The organism is Novosphingobium sp. B1, assembly GCF_900176395.1.
Taxonomy (GTDB): Bacteria; Pseudomonadota; Alphaproteobacteria; order Sphingomonadales; family Sphingomonadaceae; genus Novosphingobium.
Map to the genome: position 1 here is coordinate 35,169 of NZ_FWXL01000003.1, position 11,534 is coordinate 46,702.

Sequence of the window (11,534 nt, forward strand, 5' to 3'; positions counted from 1 at the left end):
CTTTCATGGAAAATTAATGGGCAACTCGTTGATCGAGCGGGCATCTGCGCCCAAAGTGCAAAGTGGACAGGTCTCGCATCGCTGCCGTTTCCGGAGCGCACGCTGCAGGCAGGGGAATACGGTAATTATGGGTCAGCTGGAACGGTGCGCTTTGCCTGTTTGGGGCAGATGTGCGGCATACCGCTCGACCGCCGGATCGGTCGATCGCTGGCAGGTGCTTCGTCCGTGAATTCGCTCCGGCTGAAGCTATGGCTGTCCCTGCTGTTCGTGATGCTCATCATTGCGGTTCCCGCCGTCGTTGCAGATCATGCCCTGAAGATCGTGCGCGCCCAACACGCACGCGCCGAGGCATCGTCGCAGACGCTCAGCGCCTTTCAGCGCCTTGCCGTGCTTGGATATACCCTTCAGCAGGAGCGGTATGTCGATCCGCAGTCCTTTGTGCGCGATCGCGCGCTGTACATCGATGGCGTGCGTTCGCACGTCACCAATGCGGAAAGGTACATCAACGCCGAAATCCGTCTGATCGGCGACACGGCCCTTCAGCGCAAGCGTCGCGCAAGCGCGATCGAAGAGGAAGTGAAGCAGCGTGAAACGCTGCACCGCATCGGCGCAAGCCTGGAAAAGTCGCTCCGCGGCGACAAGCCCGACATGATGTGGGAAGACCTGATATTCGAAGCGATCCGCATCGAGGAACGCGAAGCGAAGGAATTCCAGCGCAGTTCGATCGAGACCGTTGGCGGTGTCACGGAGACCATGCAGTCGAGCATCATCATCGTCGGCATCATCGGGCTACTCATCGTCATGTGGGGCCAGCGTCAGGTCATCAGGCCGCTCGGCAACCTCTGGCGCGGCACGCGTGAAATTGCCGAAGGCAATTACGAAGGCAAATTGCCATCAGTGGGCACGACAGAATTTCGCACCATCGCTGAAAGCTTCAACATCATGGCTGCGCGGGTACGCGATGCGGCCCTGGCGATGCAGCAGACAAATGCGGGGCTGGAGCGAGCCGTGCAACGCCGGACGGCAGAACTTGATGCGACAAACCGGTCGCTTGCAAGAGCCAACCAGCTTCGCCAGCAGTTTCTGGCCGATGCCAGTCATGAGCTGAGGACGCCCTTGTCGATCATGCGCAGCGAAGCCGAGATCACGCTGCGCAATGGCAACGCCAATGTCGACGACCTGCGTCACGGTCTTGATCGCGTCGTGCGCCTGTCTTCGCTGATGGCGGAGATGATCGAGGACATGCTGCACGTTGCCCGCGCCGAGGAGCCGATGCTGCAGACGAACATCGAACCGGTCGATGTCGTGCTTGCCCTTCGCGAATGCGTCGGCGACTTCCAGCTCCTGATCGAGGCGGATGGCGGGTATATCCGGATCACGGACGCGCCCGAGAGCATGATTATCGAGGGTGACGGAACGCGCCTGAAGCAGGCTATCCGAATCGTGCTCGACAACGCCGTATGCTATTCCTCGCAGGCCCCCGAGGTTGAGGTGAGCGCTCGCGTCGAAGACGGTGAGGCTGTCATCGCCATTTCCGATAACGGCGACGGCATCGCCAGTGAAGATATTCCCTACCTTTTCCAACGATTCCGCAGAGGCAGCAAGAAGGTCGGCAGTGGCCAGGGCCTGGGCCTGTCGATTGCCCGCTCCATTACCGAGACGATGGGCGGCACCATCGGTCTCGAAAGTCGGCTGAATGTCGGCACGAAGGTCGAACTGCGCCTCCCCCTTATGCCAGTCGAAAAGACTGAGGATGGAAACCAGACATGAAGCTCCTCATCATCGAAGACGAGGTTGAACTTGCAGGCGCGCTTCACCGGGGTCTGACCCAGGAGGGCTGCAAGGTCACGATGGCCACTGACGGGTCGACCGGGCTTGAGCTTGCCAGCAGCATGCCCTTCGATTTCGTCCTTCTCGACGTCAATCTCCCTGACATGAGCGGTTTTGACGTATGCTCCCGGCTTCGTGCGATGGACGTCGCCACGCCGATCATCATGGTGACCGCCCGTGATGAAGTCGCTGACAGGATCAAGGGCCTGAAAGGCGGGGCAGACGACTATCTCGCCAAGCCCTTTGCGTTCGAGGAACTGCTGGCCCGGATGGATGCGGTCAAGCGTCGGATGGAGCGCCCCGCAACAAGCCCGCTTCAGGCTGACGGCTCCCTGACCGTAGGCGACCTTCACTTCGATCCGCGTACGATGACGCTGACGAGAGCTGGCACGCCGGTGCAACTGACCGTCAAGGAAATGGGGGTCCTGCGGCTCCTCATGGAATCCCCCGGCACCGTGATTTCGCGTAGCGAGATCCTGCGCGTGGTGTGGGGTGTTGAGGACGATCCGCTTACCAACATCGTCGAAGTCTATCTCAGCAGGCTCCGCCGCAAGCTCCATTCCCTTGGCCCGCCGGTGGTAGAGAACGTCCGCGGCTTCGGATATCGCCTGACGGCATGAAGCACTCCGCTCCTCATTGATTGTAATCGACAAGGCAACGAAAAATTCACGGCAAATACGGTTGACCGCGCTTCCTGCCAACGCTAGGAGCGCGGCCTGCCAAGCAGTCGGAGACGACGCTGACAGGGCGGAGTAGCTCAGCAGGTTAGAGCAGCGGAATCATAATCCGCGTGTCGGGGGTTCGAGTCCCTCCTCCGCTACCATCTTCGATGGTTGCCACGATCTTGATCGCGATCGATTAACAGCAACAACAGAGCAGCTTGGCGATAGCAGCGTCCTCGCATAACCCGGATTCCCTATCAGCTACCGGGCGTCGACGGAGCATTAGCTCCTGGTCAGAGGCTTGACCGAAACGCGACTTGGAAAAGTCGGGATCAGTGCCCTCTGGATCGCCGATCGTGACGGCAAGCATGTCTCGCAGAGCGCTTGTCGCATCAGCACCACTGAGCGCCCGCTCTTCTCGATCTGCCTCTTTCCGATGCTCGCTGGCCCGGCCATCAACCAGGAACTGACGCGTCCTGTCGCGTTTGTTCAATCGCTTCGACCAGAAGCCTCTTATCGAGGCAGCCGGAGGACAAGGATGTTGAGATGGCTGGCATGCCTCATGCGGAGGCACAAACCCGTACGCAACCTGACTGAACAGGTCGGCTTGCGTCAGGTGTCCAAATGCCAGCAGTGCGGCGCCACGATTGGCCGCATCGGTGGCGGCGCGTGGCGGCCAATCGTTGACGCGCCGGTGGACCGTAGGAACAGTTGACGCCTCAGACGACCGAACACTTCAGCAACGCCATGCGCAGGCACTGGCACACTACCTCGCCGCGCTGATTGATCAGTTCGTGGCGGAACGTCACAATCCCCGCGTTCGGGCGTGAGCGCGATTCCTTCAGTTCGATGACCTCGCTCGTCGCGCGCATCGTATCGCCAATGAAGACCGGTGCCGGCATCACCAGCTTGTCATAACCTAGGTTCGCAACCAGCGTGCCGAGCGTGGTATCACCAACCGACAGGCCGACCATCAGTGCAAAAGTGAAGGTCCCGTTGACGAGGATCTGGCCGAACTCGCTTGCCTTCGCGGCTTCCAGATCGATGTGCAGCGGTTGCGGGTTGTGCGTCATGGTCGAGAACAGCAGGTTGTCGGTCTCGGTCACCGTGCGGCGGATCTCGTGTTCGATCCGGTCACCTACCTGCCATTGGTCAAAGAACCTGCCCGCCATCAGCCTTCTGCCTTTTCGATTTTGGCCAGCACCGCATCCACCTGCACTTGCGCGCCGGCCACGGCGTCAAGGGCCTTGACCACGCCATCGAACGGCGCGGTCAGCGCATTTTCCATCTTCATGGCTTCAAGCACCAGGAGCTTCTGCCCCTTGATGACGGATTGGCCAGCCTCGACGTCGACCGAAATGACCTTGCCCGGCATCGGCGCAACGATCGCACCATCGGAGGCTGAACCGCCAGCACCGCCTTGTGCGCGAGCAAGCCGCACCAGGAAGCGCTCGCCACCCTCATCGACACTGGTGACCGGCTCACCCGGCCAATAATCGACTGCAGGCTCCTGTGGCAGATCGACAACGAAGGCGCGGCCGAACTGATCGGCCAGATTCACGTCGCGCCGTACGCCGGCGTTCAGGCGAAAGCCCGACTGGCTTGTCCAAGGGCTGTCACCGGGCGTGCCGGCCAGCCGCATCGCAGCGAAGCCCAGCGCTTCGGCAGTCGGTTCGGGGCGCGTGGTGAGCGTCTCGAGATTGCGTTCGATCAACCCGGTGTCGACCACGCCCGCTTCGAACGCGGCGTGGCCCAGCAGCCGCCACAGGAAGCCACTGTTGGTGATAAGCGGCCCGACGACGCCTTCTTCAAGCGTTTCCCGCAAGCCCGCGATGGCCTCGGATCGCGTGTCGCGATGGACAATGACCTTGGCGATCATCGGATCGTAGAACGGCGAGATTTCCGCGCCCGCTTCCACGCCCGTATCGATGCGCGCGCGATACTGCGGAAAGTGGAAGTCCTCGACACGGCCGATGCTCGGCAGGAAGCCCTTGCTGGCATCCTCGGCATAAAGCCGCGCTTCCATGGCCCAGCCATTGATCGAAAGCTCGTCCTGTTGCTTGGGCAGCGGCTCGCCCGAAGCAACGCGCAACTGCCATTCCACCAGATCGACGCCGGTGATCTCTTCGGTTACCGGATGTTCGACCTGCAGCCGTGTGTTCATTTCCATGAACCAGATGCGGTCGGCGCGAAGACCTTCAGAGCCATCGGCGATGAACTCGATCGTGCCCGCGCCTTCATAATCGACCGCCTTGGCCGCGCGCACGGCGGCCGCGCAAACAGCTCCGCGCGTCGCTTCGTCCATGCCGGGCGCTGGCGCTTCCTCGATCACCTTCTGGTGCCGGCGCTGCAGCGAGCAATCACGCTCGAACAGATGGACGACATTGCCATGGGCATCGCCGAACACCTGCACCTCGATGTGGCGGGGCGAGAGGATATACTTCTCGATCAGCACACGATCATCGCCGAACGACGACGACGCCTCGCGACGGCATGACGCCAGGCCTTCGGCAAAATCCTCGGCGCGCTCTACCCGCCGCATGCCCTTGCCGCCGCCGCCGGCCACGGCCTTGATCAGGACCGGGTAGCCGATGGCGTCAGCTTCGGCCTGCAGGCGTTCAGGGCTCTGGTCTTCGCCCAGATACCCCGGCGTCACCGGCACGCCCGCCGCAATCATGCGCGCCTTGGCAGCGTCCTTCAGGCCCATGGCGTTGATCGAGGCCGGTTTGGGCCCGACCCAGACCAGCCCCGCGTCAAGCACTGCCTGTGCAAACTCGGCATTTTCCGAAAGGAAGCCATACCCCGGGTGGATTGCTTCAGCGCCGGTCGCCTTGGCCGCCGCGATTATCTTCTCGCCGACGAGATAGCTTTCGCGCGCAGGCGAAGGGCCGATGTGCACAGCCACGTCCGCCGAACGCACATGCAGCGCCTTGGCGTCAGCGTCGGAATAGACCGCCACCGTGCGAATACCGAGCCTGCGCGCGGTACGGATGACCCGGCAGGCAATCTCGCCACGATTGGCGATGAGGAGGGATTTGATCATTGCATGCGCCTCCATCACATCCGGAACACGCCAAAGCGGGCCGCTTCGGCAATCGGGGCTTCGAGGCAGGCCTCCAGCGCCAGCCCCAGAACGTCGCGCGTCTGTACCGGGTCGATCACGCCATCGTCCCATAGTCTGGCGGTGGCGTAATAGGGATTGCCTTCGTCCTCGTACTTCTGGCGGATCGGGGCCTTGAACGCCTCTGCCTCTTCCGGCGTCCACTTTTCCGCATCGCGGTGCACTGTCGCCAGCACGCTTGCCGCCTGCTCTCCGCCCATCACGCTGATGCGCGCGTTGGGCCAGGTAAACAGGAAGCGCGGCTGGTAGGCACGGCCGCACATGCCGTAGTTGCCCGCCCCGAAGCTTCCGCCGATCAGTACGGTGATCTTGGGAACCTGCGCCGTCGCCACCGCCGTCACCAACTTCGCACCATGCTTGGCGATGCCTTCGGCTTCGTACTTGCCGCCGACCATGAAGCCGGAGATGTTCTGAAGGAACAGCAGCGGGATCCGCCGCTGGCACGCGAGTTCGATGAAATGCGCGCCCTTCTGCGCGCTTTCCGAAAAAAGCACGCCGTTGTTCGCAAGGATCGCCACCGGTGCCCCATGGATATGGGCAAAGCCGCAGACCAGCGTCGTTCCATAATGCGCCTTGAACTCGTGGAACTCGGAGCCGTCGACGATCCGCGCGATCACCTCGTGGACATCATATGGCGCGCGCACGTCCTCGGGGATGATCGCGTACAGTTCTTCCGCATCGTATTTTGGCGGAACCGGCTCGCGCCGCGCGATGCCGGCATCTCCGGCATCGCCGATGTGCGAGACGATGTCGCGCACGATCGTCAGCGCGTGATCGTCGTTATCGGCAAGATGATCGACCACGCCGGACTTGCGTGCATGGAGGTCACCGCCTCCCAGCGCCTCGGCGGTGATTTCCTCGCCTGTCGCCGCCTTCACCAACGGGGGGCCTGCCAGGAATATCGTCCCCTGCTCCCGCACGATCACCGTCTCGTCGGACATCGCCGGCACATAGGCCCCGCCCGCCGTGCACGATCCCATAACGCTGGCAATCTGCGGGATACCGCGCGCGCTCATGTTCGCCTGGTTGAAGAAGAACCGCCCGAAGTGATCGCGGTCGGGGAAGACTTCGGCCTGATTGGGCAGGTTCGCGCCGCCGCTGTCGACAAGGTAGATGCACGGCAGGTGGTTCTCCTGCGCGATCTCCTGCGCGCGCAGATGCTTCTTAACCGTCATCGGGAAGTAGGTGCCGCCCTTCACCGTCGCGTCATTGGCGAAGACCATGCAGTTGCGGCCAGAAATGCGGCCAACTCCCGCGATGATCCCCGCACCGGGCACCTCGTCGCCATACATCCCGTTCGCTGCAAGCTGGCCGATCTCGAGGAACGGCGAGCCCGGATCGAGCAGCCGCTCCACGCGGTCGCGCGGGAGCAGCTTGCCCCGCGAGACATGGCGCTCGCGGCTGCGCTCGTCACCGCCAAGCGCAGCCTTGGCCACACGCTCGCGCAGTTCCTGCGCCAGCGCGCGGTTATGTGCTGCGCGGGCCTGCGCCTGCTCGGAGTTCAGGTCGATGTTGCTCGTCAGGACCGGTGCGCTCAACGCGTGCTGCCTTTCAGGTGCTTGGTGAAGAACGGCAGCACATGCGTGCGGAAGCGCTCCTTCACCCGGTTGCCGTGGTCGCCCACATAGATTTCCCAGTCATGCGCAATGCCGAACCGGGTCAGGGTTTCGTGAATCAGTTCATCGTCGGCGCGGACGAAGTCAGTGTCGCCCGTGTCGATCGCTATGCCGATCATGCGGCGCAACGAAGGCAGATATTGCGAGGCCATTGCCACGGGAGAATTGGCCGCCCACTTGGCGATCACCAGATCGTTCACCTTGCCTTCGCTGGTGCCAAGATCGGCATAGAATGGCGGCTTTGCGGGGTTGGGAGACCATGCCGCCGCCACCGCGAAGTTGCCCCGGCTCATCCAGTCCGCCGTCAGCGCCTGATCGACCGACCAGCCTTCGTACTTCGGATTGGCCGACGATGCTGGGCGCGGGATCTGGCAGCACGGGTTCATCGCATAGAGGGCACCGAACACGTCGGCACGCTTCATGCCTAGCTTGAGCGTGCCATAGCCGCCCATCGAATGACCGGCGAGCCCGCGCGCCTCGCGCGAAGGGATCGTGCGAAAGTGCCTGTCGGTCCAGGCCACGAGGTCTTGCGCGATGAAGTCTTCGAAATTGCCTACGGTGGGAGAATTCGAATACATCGAACCACCCCACATGGTCATGCTGTCGGGCACCACGATGATGGTTTCGGCGCCCGACGCCTTGAGCGCGGCGTCAAAGTCGTTGCGCTCGACATACTGGTCTGCGGTCGAATTGTACCCGTGCAGGAAATAGATGACCGGGTAGCGCCGCGACTTCGACTTGTCGTAGCTGTCGGGCAGGAACACATAAACCGTGCGGTCGGACGAATTGCCCTCAAGATTGCCTTCCACCGCTGCACTATGAACGGTGGTCTTTTCCATCCGCGCCAGTGCGGGATGGGAAAGACCGAGCAGGGCTGCACAGGCAATGAGGGCTTTCAGGCGCATGAATCTCTCCGCAGAAACCTTATCGTCGGCCGATTAGCGCGCTCCGATAAGTTCGCGGCCGATCAGCATCCTGCGGATTTCATTGGTTCCGGCGCCGATGTCCAGCAACTTGGCATCGCGCAGGTAGCGTTCCACTGGCCAGTCCTTTGTATAGCCCGCGCCGCCCAGCGCCTGCACCGCCTCGCCCGACACGCGGAAAGCGTTCTCGCTGGCTAGCAGGATCGCGCCTGCGGCATCGAAACGTGTGGTCTGCCCTGCATCGCAAGCCTTGGCCACGGCATAGACATAGGCGCGGGCAGACTGGATCGCTACGTACATGTCGGCCACCTTGGCCTGCATCAGCTGGAACGTGCCGATCGGCTGGCCGAACTGCTTGCGCTCGCGCACATAGGGGATGACCGTGTCGAGGCAGGCCTGCATGATGCCGATCTGCATGCCGGCCAACACCACGCGCTCGTAATCCAGCCCGCTCATCAGCACGCCCACGCCTCCATGGAGCGGGCCCATCACGTTCTCTTCCGGCACGAAGCAATCGTCGAACACCAGCTCGCAGGTGGGCGAACCGCGCAGGCCCATCTTGTCGATCTTCTGCCCGATCGAGAAGCCCGCCATGTCCTTTTCGATCAGGAACGCGGTGATGCCCCGGCTGCCTGCCTCGGGCGAAGTCTTGGCATAGACCACCAGCGTATCGGCATAGGTACCATTGGTGATCCAGAACTTGGTGCCATTGAGACGGAAGCCCCCGGCAACCGGTTCTGCACGCAGCTTCATCGAAACAACGTCGGATCCTGCCCCCGCTTCCGACATGGCCAGCGAGCCGACATGTTCGCCCGAGATCAGCTTGGGCAGATATTTCGCCTTCTGCTCGGCATTGCCCCAACGGCGGATCTGGTTGACGCACAAGTTCGAGTGCGCGCCATAGGACAGGCCGACCGATCCCGATGCACGGCTGACTTCCTCGACGGCAATGACATGGTCGAGATAGCCAAGGCCCAGGCCGCCGAACTCTTCCTCCACGGTGATGCCGTGCAGCCCCAGCGCGCCCATCGGCTCCCACAACTCGCGCGGGAAGCGATCGTTGCGGTCGATCTCCGCGGCCAGGGGCGCAATCTGTTCGTCGGCAAAGCGGCCCGCTGCCTCGCGGATCATCAGGGCGCTTTCGGTCAGACCGAAGTCGAAATCGGGCGTGGCGCGCATGGCTGGCATCCTCTCAAACCTGTGTTGCCCGCGTTGTACCATTGCTGACGCGCACGGAAAAATTGATTTGGCGCCACAGTTGTCATAGGATAAATCTATGCTGAAACGCACCCATCTTCGTCAGTTCCTGGCGCTGGTCGAGGCCGGATCATTTACCCGCGCGGCCGAGCGTCTGGCGATCACCCAGCCCACGTTGTCGGCAGGCATCGCCGAGCTTGAGCGCCTCGTCGGCAGTCCGTTGTTCCTGCGCGAAAGGCGCGCGGTGCGGCTGACCGAGGCTGGCAACCGCCTCTTGCCCTCCGCCCGTGCGATCGAGCGGGAGTTTCGCAGCGCCGAGAGTGCTGCGCGGGGCACTCCTGCGCCGAGGCAACCGCTGCGGCTGGGCGTCGTGACGTCACTACCGGGCGCGCTCGTCACCGCCATTGCCGCGCGCTGCGCCACCGATCAGCCGCTGGCCCTTACCGAAGGGAGCGACATCGACTTGCGTCGTCGTCTTGCAGAGCACCAGCTGGATGCCGCGCTTACGCTGCTCCGCGGCGGTGAGAACGCCGAAGCCTTGATAGAAGAAGACTATGCGATGATCCTGCCCGCACGCCACCGCCTTGCTGGCCGCTCCATGCTTGAGCCGGAGGAACTCGCGGACGAAGTGATGATCGCCCGGCGCTCATGCGAGATTCTTGGCGAAACCAGCCGCTACTTCACCGCGCATGGCATCAGGCCGCGCTTTCTCCTGCGCAGCCATAACGACGAACGTTGCCTCTCGCTGGTGGCGGCGGGCTGCGGCGTGACCACGGGACCACGAAGCCTCGCAATGCCAGGGACCATCGCAGTCCCCTTGCGCGGCTACGACTTTGTTCGTCGCATTGGCATCGTTACCGCACAGGGGCTGGACAAAAGCCGCACCCAGCAGGTGGCCGACGCTGTGCGCGATGCCGTCGCTGCCGCATGAACCAGACTGGCCATGCCTCAGGCCATGTAGGCATCGATCGCTGCAAGATGCGCAGCCACGGCCGAAGGCGGCAGGAATGAACCGCTGAAGCTGTTGCGCGCCAGCGTGGCAAGGTCTTTGCGGGAAAGCCCCCTCGCCTGTGCAACGGCGCGGTAATTGTCTGCGACATAGCCCCCGAAATAGGCCGGATCATCGGAATTGATCGTCGCTTTCAGACCTTGTGCCAGCATCCGGTCGAGCGGATGATCGACAAGGTCGGAGACAACGCAAAGCTTGAGATTGGACAGCGGGCAGACCGTCAGCGTCATGCCCGTGCCGGCCAGCCGCTCGACCAGTGCCCTATCCTCCATCGCACGGTTGCCATGATCGATCCGGTCCACCTGCAAGAGATCGAGCGCTTCGTAGACATATTCCGGCGGGCCTTCCTCTCCGGCATGGGCCACGAGCTTGAGACCCTTTTCCCGCGCCGCAGCAAACACCCGTGCAAACTTTGCCGGGGGATGGCCGACCTCGCTCGAATCCAGCCCGACAGCTGCGATCCGGTCAAGCCATGGCTCGGCCACCGCCAGGGTCTCGAAGGCGGCATCCTCGGTCAGGTGGCGCAGGAAGCTCATGATCAGGGCGCTGGTCATGCCGTGCTTGGTCTGCGCTGCCGCCATGCCCGACAGCAGACCGCGCATCACCGTGTCGAAGGCGATGCCGCGATCGGTATGCGTCTGCGGATCGAACATGATCTCGGCATGGAGCACGCCATCGGCGGCTGCCCGGTCGAAGTATGCCAGTGCCAGATCGTGGAAATCGGCCTCGGTCTGCAGAACGCTGGCCCCTGCATAATAGATGTCGAGGAAGTCCTGCAGATTCGAAAAGGCGTAGGCCGCGCGAACGTCCTCGACGCTGGCAAAGGGGATCGCCACGCCATTGCGCTCCGCCAGTGCGAACATCAGTTCGGGCTCGAGGCTACCTTCGATATGAAGGTGAAGTTCCGCCTTGGGCAGGCCGGTGATGAAGCTGTCGAGATCGGTCATGCGCCTCCCCTACCGCATCACGGCGCGGCACGCACGACGAGATGCCACTTCCGCCTGGCGAAGAGACGAGGATTTATCGAGATGGTGGCGGAGCGGGAGGGATTCGAACCCTCGATACGCTTTTGACGTATACTCACTTTCCAGGCGAGCGCCTTCGACCACTCGGCCACCGCTCCGCATTGCTCTGGAAGTGCGCCCCTAGCGACACGTGAAAGCTTTCGCAAGGCGT

At 62.6% G+C, this 11,534-nt stretch carries 9 protein-coding genes and 2 tRNA genes; 4 read left to right on the forward strand and 7 right to left on the reverse strand.

Features of this window, described 5'->3' with window-relative positions:
- Positions 1–168: 168 nt before the first annotated feature.
- The 3 genes from B9A23_RS05965 (at position 169) to B9A23_RS05975 (ending at position 2,653) form a co-directional block, all read left to right on the forward strand.
- Positions 169–1,770 (forward strand): sensor histidine kinase, encoded by a 1,602-nt coding sequence (locus B9A23_RS05965; RefSeq protein ID WP_084277974.1) that lies wholly within the window; start codon positions 169–171, stop codon positions 1,768–1,770.
- Positions 1,767–2,450: a response regulator transcription factor gene (locus B9A23_RS05970; protein WP_084277975.1), complete on the forward strand. Its 684-nt coding sequence runs from the start codon at positions 1,767–1,769 to the stop codon at positions 2,448–2,450. Before B9A23_RS05965 ends, B9A23_RS05970 begins: the two co-directional genes overlap by 4 nt.
- Positions 2,451–2,576: 126 nt before the next feature.
- Positions 2,577–2,653 (forward strand) — tRNA-Met (locus B9A23_RS05975).
- 558 nt (positions 2,654–3,211) lie between these two features.
- Here the strand turns inward: B9A23_RS05975 and B9A23_RS05980 are convergent.
- From B9A23_RS05980 to B9A23_RS06000, 5 genes are read right to left on the reverse strand one after another with little or no spacing between them, the layout of a single operon-like run.
- Entirely contained in the window at positions 3,212–3,664 is a 453-nt protein-coding gene (locus B9A23_RS05980) for a MaoC family dehydratase (RefSeq protein ID WP_084277976.1), read from the reverse strand.
- Positions 3,664–5,535, reverse strand: coding sequence for an acetyl/propionyl/methylcrotonyl-CoA carboxylase subunit alpha (locus B9A23_RS05985; protein WP_084278311.1), 1,872 nt, complete (start codon positions 5,533–5,535; stop codon positions 3,664–3,666). Before B9A23_RS05985 ends, B9A23_RS05980 begins: the two co-directional genes overlap by 1 nt.
- Positions 5,536–5,549: 14 nt before the next feature.
- A complete protein-coding gene (locus tag B9A23_RS05990; RefSeq protein ID WP_084277977.1) occupies positions 5,550–7,151 on the reverse strand; it encodes a carboxyl transferase domain-containing protein in 1,602 nt (533 codons plus the stop codon).
- The gene (locus B9A23_RS05995; RefSeq protein WP_084277978.1) at positions 7,148–8,134 is read right to left on the reverse strand and encodes an alpha/beta hydrolase; all 987 of its coding nucleotides are present in this window, start codon (positions 8,132–8,134) and stop codon (positions 7,148–7,150) included. Before B9A23_RS05995 ends, B9A23_RS05990 begins: the two co-directional genes overlap by 4 nt.
- A 33-nt stretch (positions 8,135–8,167) precedes the next feature.
- On the reverse strand, positions 8,168–9,331 hold the full coding sequence (locus tag B9A23_RS06000; protein ID WP_084277979.1) for an isovaleryl-CoA dehydrogenase: 1,164 nt from the start codon (positions 9,329–9,331) through the stop codon (positions 8,168–8,170).
- Positions 9,332–9,428: 97 nt separating this feature from the next.
- Here B9A23_RS06000 and B9A23_RS06005 point away from each other — a divergent pair, with 97 nt between their 5' ends.
- On the forward strand, positions 9,429–10,280 hold the full coding sequence (locus tag B9A23_RS06005; protein ID WP_084277980.1) for a LysR family transcriptional regulator: 852 nt from the start codon (positions 9,429–9,431) through the stop codon (positions 10,278–10,280).
- 17 nt (positions 10,281–10,297) lie between these two features.
- On the opposite strand, the gene B9A23_RS06010 is transcribed toward B9A23_RS06005, so the two are convergent.
- Positions 10,298–11,305 (reverse strand): adenosine deaminase, encoded by a 1,008-nt coding sequence (locus tag B9A23_RS06010; RefSeq protein ID WP_084277981.1) that lies wholly within the window; start codon positions 11,303–11,305, stop codon positions 10,298–10,300.
- 85 nt (positions 11,306–11,390) lie between these two features.
- Positions 11,391–11,481: transfer RNA gene (locus B9A23_RS06015), tRNA-Ser, on the reverse strand.
- Positions 11,482–11,534 lie beyond the last annotated feature (53 nt).

Bases quoted from the DNA above. Each gene is read 5' to 3' on its own strand.
- B9A23_RS05965 (WP_084277974.1), top strand. From the start codon at position 169: ATGTGCGGCATACCGCTCGACCGCCGGATCGGTCGATCGCTGGCAGGT.
- B9A23_RS05970 (WP_084277975.1), top strand. From the start codon at position 1,767: ATGAAGCTCCTCATCATCGAAGACGAGGTTGAACTTGCAGGCGCGCTT.
- B9A23_RS05980 (WP_084277976.1), bottom strand. From the start codon at position 3,664: ATGGCGGGCAGGTTCTTTGACCAATGGCAGGTAGGTGACCGGATCGAA.
- B9A23_RS05985 (WP_084278311.1), bottom strand. From the start codon at position 5,535: ATGATCAAATCCCTCCTCATCGCCAATCGTGGCGAGATTGCCTGCCGG.
- B9A23_RS05995 (WP_084277978.1), bottom strand. From the start codon at position 8,134: ATGCGCCTGAAAGCCCTCATTGCCTGTGCAGCCCTGCTCGGTCTTTCC.
- B9A23_RS06000 (WP_084277979.1), bottom strand. From the start codon at position 9,331: ATGCGCGCCACGCCCGATTTCGACTTCGGTCTGACCGAAAGCGCCCTG.
- B9A23_RS06005 (WP_084277980.1), top strand. From the start codon at position 9,429: ATGCTGAAACGCACCCATCTTCGTCAGTTCCTGGCGCTGGTCGAGGCC.
- B9A23_RS06010 (WP_084277981.1), bottom strand. From the start codon at position 11,305: ATGACCGATCTCGACAGCTTCATCACCGGCCTGCCCAAGGCGGAACTT.